Origin of the sequence: Nocardioides secundeburneus, assembly GCF_039939255.1 — a bacterium.
Lineage (GTDB): Bacteria > Actinomycetota > Actinomycetes > Propionibacteriales > Nocardioidaceae > Nocardioides.
Genome location: NZ_JBDUUE010000009.1, coordinates 1 through 15,545, shown reverse-complemented (window position 1 = coordinate 15,545; position 15,545 = coordinate 1). Strand labels below are relative to the sequence as shown.

General features: G+C 72.1%; 17 protein-coding genes. 3 read left to right on the top strand and 14 right to left on the bottom strand.

The window, feature by feature from the left end; genetic code table 11:
* Window positions 1–13 precede the first annotated feature (13 nt).
* The 6 genes from ABFT23_RS21605 to ABFT23_RS21580 form a co-directional block, all read right to left on the bottom strand.
* Window positions 14–1,066, bottom strand: coding sequence for a sulfotransferase family protein (locus ABFT23_RS21605; RefSeq protein WP_347899006.1), 1,053 nt, complete (start codon window positions 1,064–1,066; stop codon window positions 14–16).
* Window positions 1,063–2,061 (bottom strand): hypothetical protein, encoded by a 999-nt coding sequence (locus ABFT23_RS21600; RefSeq protein WP_347899004.1) that lies wholly within the window; start codon window positions 2,059–2,061, stop codon window positions 1,063–1,065. Before ABFT23_RS21600 ends, ABFT23_RS21605 begins: the two co-directional genes overlap by 4 nt.
* Before the next feature lie 29 nt (window positions 2,062–2,090).
* Window positions 2,091–2,411 carry a hypothetical protein gene (locus tag ABFT23_RS21595; protein WP_347899003.1) on the bottom strand — a complete coding sequence of 107 codons (321 nt, stop codon included), beginning with the start codon at window positions 2,409–2,411 and terminating at the stop codon, window positions 2,091–2,093.
* Complete coding sequence (locus tag ABFT23_RS21590; RefSeq protein ID WP_347899001.1) at window positions 2,408–3,631, bottom strand: fatty acid desaturase family protein; 1,224 nt, start codon at window positions 3,629–3,631, stop codon at window positions 2,408–2,410. The genes ABFT23_RS21595 and ABFT23_RS21590 overlap by 4 nt, the downstream gene beginning before the upstream one ends.
* Window positions 3,632–3,644: 13 nt before the next feature.
* Window positions 3,645–4,739 (bottom strand): ferredoxin reductase, encoded by a 1,095-nt coding sequence (locus ABFT23_RS21585; protein WP_347898999.1) that lies wholly within the window; start codon window positions 4,737–4,739, stop codon window positions 3,645–3,647.
* Between the two features lie 165 nt (window positions 4,740–4,904).
* A complete protein-coding gene (locus ABFT23_RS21580) occupies window positions 4,905–5,990 on the bottom strand; it encodes a DNA polymerase domain-containing protein (RefSeq protein WP_347898997.1) in 1,086 nt (361 codons plus the stop codon).
* Between the two features lie 106 nt (window positions 5,991–6,096).
* Between ABFT23_RS21580 and msrB the strand changes: the two genes are divergently transcribed.
* A complete protein-coding gene (msrB, locus tag ABFT23_RS21575; protein ID WP_347898996.1) occupies window positions 6,097–6,498 on the top strand; it encodes a peptide-methionine (R)-S-oxide reductase MsrB in 402 nt (133 codons plus the stop codon).
* Between the two features lies 1 nt (window position 6,499).
* Here the strand turns inward: msrB and ABFT23_RS21570 are convergent, their stop codons facing one another.
* From ABFT23_RS21570 to sfnG, 7 genes are all read right to left on the bottom strand, one after another.
* Window positions 6,500–7,156 (bottom strand): hypothetical protein, encoded by a 657-nt coding sequence (locus ABFT23_RS21570; protein ID WP_347898994.1) that lies wholly within the window; start codon window positions 7,154–7,156, stop codon window positions 6,500–6,502.
* A 58-nt stretch (window positions 7,157–7,214) separates the two neighbouring features.
* Window positions 7,215–7,934 (bottom strand): hydrogen peroxide-dependent heme synthase, encoded by a 720-nt coding sequence (gene hemQ / locus ABFT23_RS21565; RefSeq protein WP_347898992.1) that lies wholly within the window; start codon window positions 7,932–7,934, stop codon window positions 7,215–7,217.
* 71 nt (window positions 7,935–8,005) lie between these two features.
* Window positions 8,006–9,346, bottom strand: coding sequence for a protoporphyrinogen/coproporphyrinogen oxidase (locus tag ABFT23_RS21560; protein ID WP_347898990.1), 1,341 nt, complete (start codon window positions 9,344–9,346; stop codon window positions 8,006–8,008).
* Between the two features lie 58 nt (window positions 9,347–9,404).
* Window positions 9,405–9,920, bottom strand: a complete 516-nt coding sequence (locus ABFT23_RS21555; protein ID WP_347898989.1) for a flavin reductase family protein — start codon at window positions 9,918–9,920, stop codon at window positions 9,405–9,407.
* On the bottom strand, window positions 9,917–10,459 hold the full coding sequence (locus ABFT23_RS21550) for an NAD(P)H-dependent oxidoreductase (RefSeq protein ID WP_347898987.1): 543 nt from the start codon (window positions 10,457–10,459) through the stop codon (window positions 9,917–9,919). Before ABFT23_RS21550 ends, ABFT23_RS21555 begins: the two co-directional genes overlap by 4 nt.
* Complete coding sequence (locus ABFT23_RS21545) at window positions 10,456–11,619, bottom strand: LLM class flavin-dependent oxidoreductase (RefSeq protein ID WP_347898985.1); 1,164 nt, start codon at window positions 11,617–11,619, stop codon at window positions 10,456–10,458. Before ABFT23_RS21545 ends, ABFT23_RS21550 begins: the two co-directional genes overlap by 4 nt.
* Window positions 11,616–12,728, bottom strand: coding sequence for a dimethylsulfone monooxygenase SfnG (gene sfnG / locus ABFT23_RS21540; protein ID WP_347898983.1), 1,113 nt, complete (start codon window positions 12,726–12,728; stop codon window positions 11,616–11,618). The genes ABFT23_RS21545 and sfnG overlap by 4 nt, the downstream gene beginning before the upstream one ends.
* A gap of 55 nt (window positions 12,729–12,783) precedes the next feature.
* Here sfnG and ABFT23_RS21535 point away from each other — a divergent pair, with 55 nt between their 5' ends.
* Complete coding sequence (locus tag ABFT23_RS21535) at window positions 12,784–13,812, top strand: LysR family transcriptional regulator (RefSeq protein ID WP_347898981.1); 1,029 nt, start codon at window positions 12,784–12,786, stop codon at window positions 13,810–13,812.
* A gap of 78 nt (window positions 13,813–13,890) precedes the next feature.
* The gene (locus tag ABFT23_RS21530; protein WP_347898979.1) at window positions 13,891–14,697 is read left to right on the top strand and encodes a lysophospholipid acyltransferase family protein; all 807 of its coding nucleotides are present in this window, start codon (window positions 13,891–13,893) and stop codon (window positions 14,695–14,697) included.
* A gap of 7 nt (window positions 14,698–14,704) precedes the next feature.
* On the opposite strand, the gene ABFT23_RS21525 is transcribed toward ABFT23_RS21530, so the two are convergent.
* Window positions 14,705–15,349, bottom strand: a complete 645-nt coding sequence (locus ABFT23_RS21525; protein WP_347898977.1) for a TetR/AcrR family transcriptional regulator — start codon at window positions 15,347–15,349, stop codon at window positions 14,705–14,707.
* Window positions 15,350–15,545 lie beyond the last annotated feature (196 nt).

Sequence of the window (15,545 nt, the reverse complement as noted above, 5' to 3'; positions counted from 1 at the left end):
GCAGGGAGGGCACTCAGCGACGGAAGCGGCTGAGGAACCCGCGCCCGCCGGTGTCGAAGTCGTCGGAGGCGTCGTGGTGCGACTCCTCCAGCTGCTTCTCCAGCTCGGCGACCTGCGCCTCGTACTCGGAGCGCACGTTGGCCCGGGTGCGCCGGCGCACGTGCACCTCGCGCGCCTGCGTGTGGTCCAGGGCGACCCCGACCGCGTGGTCGACGAGACGCTCGTAGTCGGCGCGCAGCGCGGCGAGCGCCCCCGGCACGGACTTCTCGGAAGGGTCGTCGACGAGCCGGTTCATCTGCTCCCACGTGCCCTCGGCCACCGCTCGGAGGGTGTCGGGGACGTCGACGAAGTCCCACGTGGTCTCCGAGCGCCGCAGCCCGGGCTCGACGAAGGCGTCGACGGCGGCCGCTCCGGCGTCGAGGTCGAGCGTGAGGCCGAGCCGCTCGGCGATCGACGCGACGACCGGGCGCCACTCGGCGAGCAGGTCGGCGTAGCGCACGAAGGTCCGCGCGTCGGCGCGCGTGACCTCCTCGGTGACCAGGCACGCGTTCACCCATCCGGCGACGTTCGCCGTGGCCCGCTGCCGGCGGAACCCCTCGCCGCGGTCGGTCGGGGTGTAGTGGGTGTCGCGCGACTTGGCGACCTCGGCGGGGTGGCGCAACATCGTGACGACGCCGAGGTCGGCCCCCCGGCGCTCGGCGGCGAAACGCCACAGGTCGTGGAACCAGAGGACCCGCGGGTCCTTGACCAGCACCTGGCCGTGCGGCGCGTCGTCGAGGGCGGCGGCCAACCACCGGTCGAGGTGGGCGGCGTCGTCCGGGGTCGGCAGCTGCAGCGCGAGCCCGGCCGCCTCGGGACGCGAGTCGAGGGTGCGGACCACCGGGTCACGGCGGAGCATCGCCATGTGGAAGTCGACGACCCACTGCGACTCGTAGAAGCCGCGCGGGTTGGTGTCGTCTGCGGGCACCTGCGGCTCGGGCAGGTGCAGCCCCAGATTCGACAACGCCCCGGCGACGGTGCTGGTGCCGCTACGGCCGGCTCCTGCGACGACGACGACGTGGCTCATGGCCGGCTCCCTTCCAGTTCGCGCACGCGCGCCCGCAGACGCTCGAGACGCTCGTTCTTGACGTCGAGGCGCTCCTGGAACCGCAGCCGTTGGGCCCGCAGTGCATTGGTCGTCTCGTCGGAGACGATCGCCTTGGACGCCCGGTAGAGCTCGACGTACTCGGCCTGCAGCCCGTCGAGCAGGGCCATGGCCCCGGCGTCGACGGGGTCGATCACGAGGCGGCGGGCGGCGTCCCAGGTGCGCTCGGCGAGCTCGACCAGGGCCGGCGGCGTCGACAGCCCCGCCCATCCGTCGTCCGAGCGGTTGAGCGACGGGGTCACGAAGTCGTCGACCGGGTGGGGGCGGTCGAGGGAGCCGGGATCGATGCCGAGCTGCGAGCACGCCCGACCGACCGCGGCGCGCCAGTCGGCCAGCAGGTCGAGGTAGGGCACGAAGGCCCGCGGGTTGCCGCGGGTGGCACGCTCGGTGACGAAGACCGAGTTCATCCAGGCCGCGACGTTGCCGGTCTCGCGCTGACGCCGCATCTCGTCGGGCCGCTCGCTGAGATAGGCGGTGTCGCGCGAGCGCACCACCTGCGCCGGATGACGCAGCATCGTCAGGCTGATCAGGTCGCCCCCGGACGCCGGCACGACCCGCTGCCACAGCGGGTACACCAGGTAGGCCCGGGTCTCCTTGACCACGACGACGTCGTCGGCGGGGCGCGACGCGAGCTCGGCGGCGAGCCACGCGGCGAGGGCCTCCTCGCGCTCGGGCGTCAGCGACGCGAGCGCGATCTCGGCCACCGTGGGGCGGGTGTCGATCGTCCGGACAGGGACGGCGTCGAGCCAGCTCTTGTGGAACTCGGCGACCCACTGCGGCTCGTAGTAGCCGAGCGGGTTGCGCTCGTCGGCCTCCACCTCGGGCTGCGGGACGTGGAGACCGAGTCGCTTGAGGGTCCCGGCGATGCTGCTGGTGCCGCTGCGGCCGGAGCCGGTGACGACGAGGACCTTGACCACCCGGCGAGGCTATAGGACGCGCAGGGCCCTCACCCGATCAGGGAGTTGGGCCTGAATCGCGGCTCCTTGTCGAGGTCGTCGGCCGCGGGACGCACGTACTCGAAGCCCGACGTCAGGACGACGTCCCAGCCCGGGTCGAGCCGCCGGCGGACGTCGTCGGCGCAGGTCGCGTGCAGCGGCGGGGCGTGGAACTCGTTGCGGGCGACCTCGGCCGCCGCGCCCACGAACGCGATGGGGCGGCCGAGCGAGGCACCGCACCCACCGCACACGCGCGAGAGTGCGCACTGGGTCACCTTGCGCCGGACCAGGACGCCGTCGTCCCAGGCGAACAGGTCGGCCGTCGTGCTCACCCGCGCAACGCCGCCTTGGTGCGCGACCAGGCGCCGAGCTCGGTGCGGCGCTGCTGGCGCTGCTCGTGGTTCTGTCGCCCGTGCCGCACGGTGACGTCGGTGCCGGTCGGCGGCTTGTCGTCCTGGGTGAAGCGGTTGGGCAGCGTGAGCTTGTGGATCACCCGCAGCACCTGGCCATACTGCCGGTGGAGCGGCCCGGTGGTGTAGGGGATCTCGTACTTGTCGCACAGCGCCCGGATCTCCGGGGCGATCTCGCCGTAGCGGTTGCTCAGCAGGTCGGGGAACAGGTGGTGCTCAATCTGGTAGCCGAGGTTGCCGCTCATGATGTGCAGCAGCTTGCTGCCCTCGAAGTTGGCGGTGCCGAGGATCTGGCGCAGGTACCACTCGGCGCGGGTCTCGTCCTCGAGCTCGTCCTCGGTGAAGTGCAGGGCGCCGTCGGGGAAGTGGCCGCAGAAGATGATCATGTACGCCCACACGTTGCGCATGAAGTTGGCGGCGACGTTGGCCTGGAGCGTCGACTTCCACTCCTTGCCGCTCAGCGCGGGGTAGAGCAGGTAGTCCTTGAAGAACTGGTTGCGGCCCTTCTTGGCGATCTGCAGCAGCTGCTGCCGCATCACCTTCGGGTCCTTCTCGAGCTTGCGGATCGCCTCCAGGTCGAGGTCGTGCAGCGCCACGCCCCACTGGAACAGCATGGCCAGCAGCGCGTTGTAGACCGGCTGGCCGAGGTTGACCGGCGTCCACCGCTGCTCGCGCGCCATCCGCAGGATGCCGTAGCCGATGTCGTTGTCGAAGCCGAGCACGTTGGTGAACTGGTGGTGGATGTAGTTGTGGCTGTGCTTCCACTGCTCGGCCGGCTGGGCGGTGTCCCACTCCCAGGTGCTCGAGTGGATCTCGGGGTCGTTCATCCAGTCCCACTGGCCGTGCATGACGTTGTGGCCGATCTCCATGTTCTCCAGGATCTTGGCCAGGCCGAGCGAGATCGCGCTGGCCGCGAGCACCGGACGCCGATACCTCGGCTCGAGTGGCGAGCTCACGATCATGCCGATACGGGCGCCGGCCGCCAGCCAGCGTTGGGTCTTGATCACGCGGCGGATGTAGGCGGCGTCGGCGGCTCCGCGTGAGGCCTCGACGCGTTCGCGGATCGCGTCGAGCTCGCGCCCGATGGCCTCGACGTCGGCCTCGGTGAGGTGGCAGTACTCCTGGACGTCGGCGATGGCCACGTCGTGTCCTTCCCTAGATGTTGAGGGTGCAGGGGCCGACCGGGACGGTCACGCAGGTCTGCACCTGCTCGTTGGGCTGGTCGTACTCGTCGCCGTTGCGCAGGTCGCGCACGGTGCCGGAGATCTTGGTGACGGTGCAGGTGTGGCAGATGCCCATGCGGCAGCCGTAGGGCATGCCGACGCCGGCGCTCTCACCCGCCTCGAGGACGGTGGTGGCGCCGTCGGACTCCACCTCCTTGCCGGTGTTCTGGAAGGTGATCAGCCCGCCCTCCCCGCCGTCGCCCCCGAGGTCGAGCGAGAAGCGCTCGACGTGCAGGCGGTCGTCGGCGTCGTGACGCTCCCAGTGCTCCTCGACGGCGTCGAGCATCGGCGCGGGGCCGCACGCCCAGGTCTCCCGCTCACGCCAGTCGCCGACGAGGTCGTCGAGGTCGGCCAGGTCGAAGATCCCGCGCTCCTCGGAGAACCACTCGTGCACCGACAGCCCGGGGTGCTTGTCGTGCAGCGACCGCAGCTCGTCGCGGAAGATCATGCGCTCCGGCGTGGTCGAGGCGTAGTGCAGGACGACGTCGCCCATGGTGCCGCGGCGGTCGAGCGTGCGCAGCATCGCCATCACCGGGGTGATACCGCTGCCGCCGACCAGGAACAGCGACCGCTCGGGCGGCGGGTCGGGCAGCACGAAGTCGCCGCTGGGCGTGGCCAGCCGGACGATGGTGCCGGGTTCCAGACCGTTGACGAGGTGCTCGGAGAGGAAACCCTCGGGCATGGCCCGCACGGTGATGGCGAGTGTGCGACCCGACCGCTTCGGCGGTGAGCTGACCGAGTAGCTGCGCCAGTGGAACTTGCCCCCCACCTGCACACCGATGCCGACGTACTGGCCCGGGCGGTGGTCGTAGCGCCAGCCCCAGCCCGGCCGGATGACGAGCGTGGCGGCGTCGTCGGTCTCGCGGACGACCTTCTCGACCCGTCCGCGGAGCTCGCGCGAACTCCACAGCGGGTTGAGCAGCGTCAGGTAGTCGTCGGGCAGGAGCGGTGTGGTGAGCTGGTCGACGCTCTTGCGCACGCGCTCCCACGGGATCTTGCGGACGGCGGGCCGCGTGTCGCTACTCACGAGTTCAGTGAACAACTGTCTACTGGTTTTGGCAACCGTCATCCCGGGTGGTCCAGCCTGTGCAAACGTCCCGCAACCGTCGTGCACACCCATGTCTCCTACGCACCGCCCCCGTTGGTGGGCGGCGACGACGACGCGGCCTGAGCCGCGACGTCCGGGTGCCGATCAGCGCGGGCCGATGTAGGTGCCGTCGTCGTCCCAGTGCTCGGCCACCTTCTTGCTCGGCTGCACCCTGGGTGGCTCACCCGGCATCTTCGGGTAGTCGGGCGGGAAGTTCAGCTCGACGGCGCCCTGCTCCTCCCAGAGGTCCAGCAGCGGCTGGAGGGAGTAGGCGGTGTCGTCGATGGTCTCCCACGGGTCGCCGTCGCGTACGCGGTCGGGGACGGTGAAGAGGTTGAAGACCTTGGGGTCGGTGACCTCGGCCAGCTCGGCCCACGTCACCGGTGTCGACACCGGCGCGCCCGGCTGGGGCCGCAGGGAGTAGGCCGAGGCGATGGTGCGGTCGCGATTGTTCTGGTTGAAGTCGACGAAGATCCGCTGCCCGCGCTCCTCCTTCCACCACTCGACGGTCACGCCCTCGTCGCGCCTGGCGAGCTCGCGTCCGAAACCGATGGCGGCGTGGCGGACGTCGGTGAACTCCCACTCCGGCTTGATGCGCACGTAGACGTGCACGCCCCGGTTGCCACTCGTCTTGGGGAACCCGACCAGGCCGAGCTCACGCAGCAGATCGTCGGCCACGCCCGCCACCCGGACGGCGTCGCCGAACGTGGTGCCGGGTTGCGGGTCGAGGTCGATGCGCAGCTCGTCGGGACGGTCGACGTCGTCGCGGCGCACGGGCCACGGGTGGAAGACCAACGTGCCCATGTGCGCGCACCAGACCGGCACGGCGATCTCAGTGGGGCAGATCTCCTCGGCCGTACGCCCGCTCGGGAACGTGATCTGGACCGACTCGAGGTAGTCGGGAGCGCCCTTCGGCACCCGCTTCTGGTAGAACGCGTCGGCGTCGCGGTCCTGCGGCCCGGTGGCCAGCTTCATGCCCTCGCGGACGCCGGAGGTCCACCGTTCGAGCGCCGTCGGACGGTCGCGCAGGGCGCGCATCAGGCCGTCGTCGACGCTTGCGAAGTACTGCGCCACCATCAGCTTGGTGACCTCAGGCGTGGTGTCGGTGGCCTCGTAGATGACGCGGTCAGGACTCGAGACCCGGACCGAGCGGCCGCCGGCCTCGACCTCGACGGCGGGGGTCTTCGGCATGGTCCGACCCTAACGGCCTGCCTAGGCTGGTGACGTGAACCTCACGTGGCCGTTCGGACGACGGCGCCGACCACAGCAGTGGGCGGAGCGTCGTAGGCTCGAGGGCATGGCATACGACGTGGAGAAGTCCGACGAGCAGTGGCGCGAGGAGCTCTCCCCCGCCGAGTACCAGGTGCTGCGCCAGGCCGGCACCGAACGAGCGTTCACCGGCGAGTACACCGACACCGAGACCACCGGCGTCTACCGCTGCAAGGCCTGCCAGGCCAAGCTGTTCGAGTCCGACACCAAGTTCCACTCGGGGTGTGGGTGGCCGAGCTTCTACCAGCCGATCTCCGACACCATCGAGTACATCGAGGACAACACGCTGGGCATGAAGCGGGTCGAGGTCCGGTGCGCGAGCTGCGGCTCGCACCTGGGTCACGTCTTCCCCGACGGCTACGGCACGCCGACCGGCGATCGCTACTGCATCAACTCGATCAGCCTCACCCTCGAGCCGGCCGAGTCGTAGCTCATCCGTCGACGTCGACCAGTGCGCCGCTGACGACGACCACTCCGTCGCCGTAGGTCTCGTCGACGAGGTCCTGGAGCGAGCCGTCGTCGTACTCGACGTCGACGACCACGTGGCCCGACTGGTCCACGAACGCGCTGAGCAGGCCCGGGAGCGTGGAGTCCAGGCCGTCGACGATCGCATCCAGGTCTGCGTCGTCGTAGTCGCGAGACGGGGCCGGTAGGGCGGGCGCCTCGAACGCAGGGTCGTAGAGCGCCCCGGGCACGGCGTCGGAGACGGTGAACGTCTTGCCGTCCCAGGTGCCGGTGACGGCGTAGGTGCCCCAGCGGACGTCGCCCTGCCGCTCGACGTGCGGCGCGAGGCCGTCCCAGTCCCACCCCATGACGGCGGGGCCGGTGCACTGGGGCGGATAGGACTCGGCGATCGGACCGAGACAGAGCATCGGGGCGCCGTCGCCGACGTCCATCACGGTCGCCGTGGACCGGGAGCGCACCGCAGCGGGCTCTGCCGGGATCTGCGGCGGCGTCACGACCGGGCTCGGCGCCGCTGCGGACGCCGTCCGGCCGGCCGAGCGGTCGGTGGCCTCGTCGTCACCAGCGTCGGTGCCGCAGGCCGAGATCACGAGCACGAGTCCGGCGAGCGCGACGAGCGTCTTCATGGCGTTCCGACGTGCCGGCGAATCCCCCGGTTCCGTCGGGTCCGCGGTCAGGCGCCGGTCACGGCAGGCGGTCGGCCAGCTCGGCGATCGAGGCGACCGACCCGGTGTAGAACGGGATCTCCTCGCGGACGTGGCGGCGGGCGCCGCTGGCCCGCAGGTCGCGCATGAGGTCGACGATGCGGTGCAGGTCGTCGGCCTCGAAGGCCAGGATCCACTCGTAGTCGCCCAGCCCGAACGAGGAGACGGTGTTGGCCCGCACGTCGGGGTAGGGCCGCGCCTGCATGCCGTGCTCGCGCAGCATGTCGCGGCGCTCCTCGTCGGGCAGGAGGTACCACTCGTAGGAGCGCACGAACGGGTAGACGCACACGTGGCGACGGGCCGATTCGCCGTCCATGAACGCCGGCACGTGGCTCTTGTTGAACTCAGCGGGACGGTGCAGGGCGAGCTGCGACCAGACCGGCGCGAAGCGGCTGCCGAAGGCCGTGCGGCGGAAGCGGTGGTAGGCGGCCTGCAGCTGCTCGGAGTCGGCGGCGTGCCACCAGATCATCAGGTCGGCGTCGGCGCGCAGACCGCTCACGTCGTAGGCGCCCCGGACGACGACGTCGGCCTCGGCGAGCTCGGCGAACAGCTTCTCGACCTCGGCCGCCTCCGCCGCGCGATCGGCCGACCCCGGTCCGTCGCCGAGCACCGTGTCGAGCCGGAAGACCGACCACATGGTGTAGCGGATGGAGTCGTTGATCTCGCGCAGCCGCGACGCGTTGGACTGGGTCTCGCTCATGGGTCCATTGTGCCGGTCGCCCGATCGTGGACGACCGGGGCGTGCACCCGGGCCGAGCTGCTCGAGCGGTGCTACCCGGCTGCCGGGTGCAGTACCCGGTGGGCCGCGGCGTGGCCGGAGGCGATGCACGCGGCGACGCCCACTCCGTCGTAGGCGGCGCCGCACACCGCGAGCCCGGGCACGTCGTCGACGTCGGAGCGGATGGCCACGACCCGCTCGACGTGACCGACGGCGTACTGCGGCAGTCCCCCACCCCACCGCTGGACGACGGCGTCGACCGGCACGGCGTCGAGGCCGACGGCGTCGCGCAGGTCGGCGAGCGAGTCGGCCACGAGTGCCTCGTCGGTCCGTTGGAGCGTGACCTCGTCGCCGTGCCGGCCGAGCGAGGTGCGCAGCAGGGCCAGACCGCCGGCGTCCTCCCCCGCCGCGCGCACCCATCCCCACTTCGAGAAGGAGAACGTCGAGGCCTTCACGCGGCGACGGTCGACGGGTGGCACGAGGAAGCCGGACGCCTCGCCGAGGCCCGGCGGCAGGTCGGCGACGCGGAACGCCAGGGTGACGACGGCCATCGAGGCGTACTCGACCGCGGCGAGCCCGGCGGCGGCCCGGGGCGCGAGGTCGGCGAGCAGTCGGGACGACGCGGCGGCCGGCGTCGCGAGCACGACCGCGTTGCAGCGCTCCACCGCCGGAGCCGGGACCGGCCCGGTGACGACGTCGAACCCGGCCGGGGTGCGGCGCAGCTCGCGCGCGGTCGTGCGGGCACGGACGTCGAGACCGGCTGCGAGCCGGTCGACGAGGAGGCCCATCCCGCCCTCGATGCCGGCGAAGACGGGAACACTCGCATCACCTGCGGGCACCGGGCGCCCGGCGGCGAGCGAGATCAGCTGCGGCATCGCGGCGCGGGCCGAGATGGCCCGCGCGTCGCCGGCGTAGACCCCGCCGAGCAATGGCTCGACGATGCGGTCGACGACCTCGTCGCCGAAGCGGGCGGCGCCGCGAGCGCCGACCGAGACGTCGTCGGGTGTGGTCTCGACGTCGACCGGGCGACGGGCCCGCTCGAGTCCCGCCGCGCTGAGGATGCCGGACGACGCCAGCTGGTCGAGGTCGAGCGGCCAGCCCATGAGGGTGCGCGGCAGCGGCCGGAGGGCGCCGCGGGTCCAGATGCGCGACGACGCCGTGGTCGGGTGGACGACGTCGAGCCCGACCGAACGGGCGAGCGCGACGCCTTCGGGGCGACGGTTGACCATGGCCTCGGCGCCGACGTCGACCAGCACGCCTGCGACGGAGGCCCGGCGGATCTTGCCGCCGGGCCGGTCGCCGGCCTCGATGACGACGACGTCGGCGCCGGCGGCGGCGAGGTCGGCCGCCGCCGTCAGCCCGGAGATCCCGGCACCGACGACGACGACCTTCATGCCCCCAGCGTAGAGAGGCTCACCCGGCCGGCGGGCCGCGAGGCCGTCTCGGCCCCGGTCAGCCCGCGAGGCGGCCGAAGCCGCTGCGGTGGAACACGAGCGGCGGGGCCGAGTGGGCGGCGTCCGCGCCGGCGTCGACGGCGTGCAGGAGCAGCAGCACGATCGTGTGGTCGCCGGCCTCGACCTCACGGTGCACCGAGCAGTCGAAGCGCGCGAGCCCCTCGTCGAGGAGCAGGGCGCCGTGCTCGGTGACCGAGGTCGCGACCCCGTCGAACCGCTGCGCGACGGGCCCGGCGAGCTGGCGGCACACGTCGCCGTGGTGGTCGGCGAGGACGGTCACGCCGAGGTGGTCGGCGCGCCGGAGGTCGGGCCAGGTCTTCGACGAGTTGGCGATCGAGAACGACACCAGCGGCGGGTCGAGGCTCACTGAGGTGAAGGACGACGCCGCGAGGCCGGTGCGCACGCCGTCCACCTCGGCGGCGACGGCGACGACGCCGCTCGGGAACACGCCGAACGCCTGGCGCAGCCGGTCGGGGTCGAGGTCCTGGTTGGTCAGCATCTGCAGCGACGTCACGGCGTGCCTCCCGGCGTGGCCGCCCGGGCCGCGAGCAGCGCCGCGACGACCGGTCGCGACGCGGCCAGCCACGAGGCGTAGGCCGCCGGGTCGTCGTGCGCGGCGTCGACGACGTACAGGCCGCGCACGGGCACGACCGCGCCGATCTCGGTCAGGACCGGGCGCAGGGTCAGCTCGGGCGCCAGCGAGTGCGCCGGGCTGCCGCCGAGCATCAGCGGCACGGCGAGCCCGGTGAGACCGCTGCCGTAGTCGGGCGCGAACCGGTCGAGGAACAGCTTGAGCAGGCCGGTGAAGGTGGCCTTGTAGGTCGGGCACGCCGCGACCACGAGGTCGGCCGCCGCCACTTCCGACACCTTCGCCCCGACGTCGGGATCGCGCGGGTCGAGCAGCCCGGCGCCGACGGTGGCGAGGTCGACGACGACGTCGGGCTCGGCGCCGGTCAGCTCACGGGCGACGTAGGTGGCGGCGTCGAGCGTGCGCGACGCCGGCTTGGGGTTGCCGACGACGACCGCGACCCGCGGCGAGGGCGACGTGCTCATGCCACGGTCCTTCCGGCGCCGCCGAACGGGACGGCGGAGGCTCGCACCGTGGGCGGTGCCGGGTGCTGCCACCGGCCGCGTCGCGCGAGCTCGGGCAGCACGCCCTCGCCGAAGCGGTAGGACTCCTCGAGGTGCGGGTAGCCCGAGAGCACGAACTCCTCGATGCCGACCTCGGCGTACTGCTCGACGAGGTCGGCGATCTCGGCGTGGCTGCCGACCATCGCGGTGCCCGCCCCGCCGCGCACGAGACCGACGCCGGCCCAGAGGTTGGGGTGGATCTCGAGGTCGTCCTTGGTGCCGCCGTTGAGGGCCAGCATGTTCTTCTGCCCGACCGACTCGCTGCGTTGCAGGCCCGACCGCACGCGTCGGATCTCCTCCTCGGAGATGCCGGCGAGCAGGCGGTCGGCCTCGGCCCAGGCCTCCTCGGGGGTGTCGCGGGCGATGGTGTGCAGGCGGATGCCGAAGCGGACCTCGCGACCCTCGTCGGCGGCGAGCTTGCGGATCCAGTCGACCTTGTCTCGGACGGCGGCCGGCGGCTCGCCCCAGGTCAGGTAGACGTCGGCGTGCTTCGCCGCGACGGCGCCCGCGGCCGGCGACGACCCGCCGAAGTAGATCTCGGGCAGCGGGTCGGGGACCTGGGCGAGGACGGCGTCCTCGACGCGGTAGTGCTCGCCGGCGACGTCGACGGTCTCTCCGGTCCAGAGCCGGCGGACGACGTCGAGGAACTCGCCGCAGCGTGCGTAGCGGGCGTCCTTGTCGAGGAAGTCGCCGAACATCCGCTGCTCGTGGCTCTCACCACCGGTGACGACGTTGAGCAGCAGCCGACCACCGGTGAGATTCTGGAAGGTACCGGCCATCTGGGCGGCGAGGAACGGCGAGAGCAGGCCGGGTCGGAACGCGACGAGGAACTTGAGCCGTTCCGAGACCTGGCTGAGCATCGCCGTCGACAGCCAGGCGTCCTCGCACCAGGCGCCGGTCGGCGTCAGGGCGGCCTCGAAGCCGAGCTGCTCGGCGCTGCGGGCGATCTGGCCGAGGTAAGGCACGGACGCCGGCCGCCCCGACGCACCGGGGTCGACGCCGTGACCACCGCCGACGACCTGTCGGCCGTCGCCGCCGTTGGTGGGCAGGAACCAGTGGAACCTGAGCGGGGTCGTGGTCACGCCTTCACCAGCTCCTCGGCCTCGAGCTCGCGCACGATCGGGAGCACGTCGCGTCCGAAGTACTGCACGTCCTCCTGGAAGTGCAGGAAGCCGAGCAGGAACAGGTGGACGCCCTGTCGCTTGAACTCCAGCATGCGGCGGGCGATCTGCTCCGGGGTACCGACGAGACCGGTGCGGAAGCCGTCGTTGTACTGCACGAGGTCCTTGAAGTCGGAGTCCTGCCACATGCCCTTCTTGTCCCCGGTGGACTGCCCCGCCTGCTTGACCGCCGACCCGAACCCCTCGACGGCCTCGACGTCGGCCTTCTCGACGATCTCGTCGAGGACGGCGTGCGCCTGCGCCTCCGTCTCGCGGCCGATCACGAAGCCGTTGACACCGAAGCGCACGTGCCCGGCGCGGCCGTTGACGGCGGCGACGTCGCTGACGTCGCGCACCTGCTCGGCGATGCCCTCGGGCGTGTTGCCGTTCATGAAGTACCAGTCGGTGACGCGACCGCCCATGCCACGGGCGTCGGTGGAGTTGCCGCCCATGAAGATCTCGGGGTGCGGGCGGCCCGGCACCTCGTACGGCTTCGGCTTGAGGTCGAAGTCGCGGAGGCGGTAGAAGTCGCCGGAGAGCTCGGCGTGGTCGGAGGTCCAGATCTCGCGCAGGTAGCGGATGAACTCCTCCGAGCGCCGGTAGCGCTCGCCGTGCTCGAGCCACGGCTCGCCGAGCTTCGTGAACTCGTCCTTGAACCAGCCGCTGACGACGTTCACGGCGAAGCGGCCCTTGGTGTACTGGTCGGAGCTGGCGACGAGCTTGGCCAGCACGCCCGGCTGCCACAGGCCCGGGTGGACGGCGGCGATCACCTTCAGGCGCTCGGTGGCGAGGGCGATCGCGAGGCTGATCGAGGTCGACTCGTGCTGGTAGGCCGCGCCGTAGCCGGCCATGTAGCGCACCTGCGAGAGCGCGTAGTCGAAGCCGTTGGCCTCGGCAAGACGGGCGAGCTCGATGTTGTAGTCGAGGCTCCAGTCGGTGCGCTGCTCGATCGTGCTGACGACGAGGCCGCCGCTGACGTTCGGCACCCAGTAGGCGAACTTCAGCGGCTCGGTGACGGGCTGGACGGTCATACGGGCTCCTCGGGGCGGACGTCGAACGTATGTCGACTGACTTTATCGTGTTAATGTGTCCGCGCAAGGTTCGAGCGGTCACCCCGCCAGCGGCATGCTCGACGGGGTGACAGGCCTGGCCTTCCACCCGCCCAGCGGCAGCACCAGACAGGAGCACCACCCGATGCGCATCGAGCAGCTCGAGTACATCGCCGCCGTCACGCAGCACGGCTCGCTGCGCCGCGCCAGCGAGCGGCTCCACATCTCCCAGCCGGCGCTCAGCGAGGCGGTCAGCAAGCTCGAGCGCGAGCTCGGCGTCCTGCTGCTCAACCGACGGCGCTCGGGCGCGCGGATCTCCCGCGAGGGCCGCGAGCTGCTGCAGCACATGGTCGAGGTTCTCGAGGCCGTCGACCGGCTCAAGGTCGCCGCCGGCGACCGCGGCGCCGAGACCCGCCGGGTGCGGGTCGGCACCGTCAACGCCGCGACCACGACCCTGCTCGTCCCGGCCGTGCACGCCGTCCAGGCCGCGCACCCGGAGACCAACCTCGAGCTGCTCACGATGCAGCAGGCCGACATCGACCAGGGACTGGTCGAGGGCTCGCTCGACCTCGGGCTGGTCAACGTGCTCGGCGGCGACGACCCGCCGGTCGACCTCGTCGGCACCGACCTGCTGCACGGGCGACCCGTCGTCGTCCTGCCGACCGGCCACCCGCTCGCCGAGCAGCAGCTGATCTCGGTCGACGACCTGCGCGCCGAGAGGTTCATCGCGATGCGGGCCGGCTACCTGATGCACCGGTTCGCGCACCGCATCTTCGGTCCGACCATGCCGAGCACCTGCCACAGCACCGACGGCGCCGAGATGGGCAAGACCCTCGTCGCCGAGGGGCTCGGTCTCACGCTCCTGCCCGACTACAGCGTCGTCGGCGACCCGCTCGAACGGGCCGGACTCATCACCACGCGCCCGATCGCCGGCGACCAGACGATCGTCACGCTCGTCCTGCGCCAGCGGGCGTCGGCCGGCCCCCCGGCACCGCTCCAGGTCCGCGAGCTGAGCGCAGCGTTGCTCACCCAGGCCCGCGAGTACGCCGGGTCGCGAGCCTCCTGACCATGCGCGCCGGACGACGCCGAGGTTGAGTACGTCGGCTCAGGCCGGCCCGTCGTCGCGACTCCTACGCTGACCGGCATGCCCGCCCTCCGCGCACCGTTCGGCACCCCGCACCTGAAGCCGTCGCGCCTCGTGCACGGCTTCCTGAGTCGCCTGCTCGGCCGGATCGCCGCCCTGTTCTCCGACGTCGACGCGACCGGTCTGCACCACCTCCCGCGCCGCGGCGGCGCCGTCCTCGTCTGCAACCACCGCAGCCTGTTCGACGCCGTCGCGCTCGGGGCCGCCCTCGACCGCACCGGCCGCGACGTGATGGTGCTGGCCAAGGCCGAGCTGTTCCGGGCCAGGCTCGTCGGCGCCGTGCTGCGCCGCGCGGGCGTCATCCCCGTCCACCGCGGCACGGAGCGAGCCGCCGACGCGCTGGACGCCGCCGTCGAGAGCCTGCGCGGCGGCGAGCTCGTCGCGATCTTCCCCGAGGGCACGATCCCCAAGGACGGCGAGCTGATGCCGTTCAAGACCGGCGCCGCCCGGATGGCGCTGCGGGCCGGCGTCCCGGTGGTGCCGGTGGCGCTCGTCGGCACCGACCACGTCATCGCCAGCAACACCCAGAGGATCAAGCGCACGCTGTGGCGCCGGAGCGCCGACCGCGCCGACATCGACGTCGTCGTCGGCGCCCCGATCCACCTCGACCCCGCCACCGACCCCGCCGACACTGAGGCGGTCGACGCGGCCACCGAGCGCCTGCGCGGCGCGATGCTCGCCCTGCTCGCCGAGCACGACCGACCGCGCCCGGTCCCGCACGGCAAGCGCGACCTGGCCATCGCCGCCCTCGCCACCACGCCGGTGCTCGGCTGGCTCCTGCGCCGGCGTCGTCGTGCCCGCGCCTGACGTCTCGTCAGCGCAGGCCCTGCAGGGCAGAGATCGCCTCGGAGATCGAGACCTCGGCGGGCAGGGCCACCACGACGGCCGGCGACGGGCGGTCGAGGCGCCACAGGTCGAGGACGGCGTCCATCGCCGCGTCGATCTCGACCTGGGGGTCGGGGCACTCCCCGCGCAGCCACCGGCGCAGCACCCGGTTGTGCGCCGCGACGACGGCGGCGGCCATGAGCTCGGCGCGCATCTGTGCGCCGTCGGTGCCGTCTCCCATGTCGGCGATGAAGCGGCGGAACAGGCGCTGGTACTGCGCACTGCCCACGAGCTCGCGGTCGCGCAGCGCCGGCACGGCGGAGGTGAGCCGGTAGCGCTCGCGCGCCCGCTCGCCCTCGGCGACGTAGTGGAAGAGCACGATGCGGACGGCGTCCGAGACGGCGTGGAGCGCGGACTCGGCGGTGGAGGCGAACAGCCGTTCCTCGAGGCGTTGCAGGAGGACGTCGTGCTCGGGGAAGATCACGCCCTCCTTCGAGCCGAACAGGCGGAAGAAGGTGCTGCGGGCGACGCCGGCGGCCCGCACGATCTCGTCGACGGTCGTCACCGCGTAGCCCTGGTCGGCGAACAGGCGGAAGGCGGCGTCGCGGATCGCCTCGCGGGTATCGACCACCATGCGACTCAGTCTCGCATGATCGGACTTAGTCCGATACGTTGCCGGGGAGGTCAACACGACGAGGAGCATTCGATGAGCGCGCAGCCTGGTGAGGGCACCGAGGTCCCCGAGGTGGGGTCGGGGATCGATCTGCACACGACGGCAGGCAAGCTGGCCGATCTGGAGCGGCGTCTGGACGAGGCGGTCCACGCGGGCT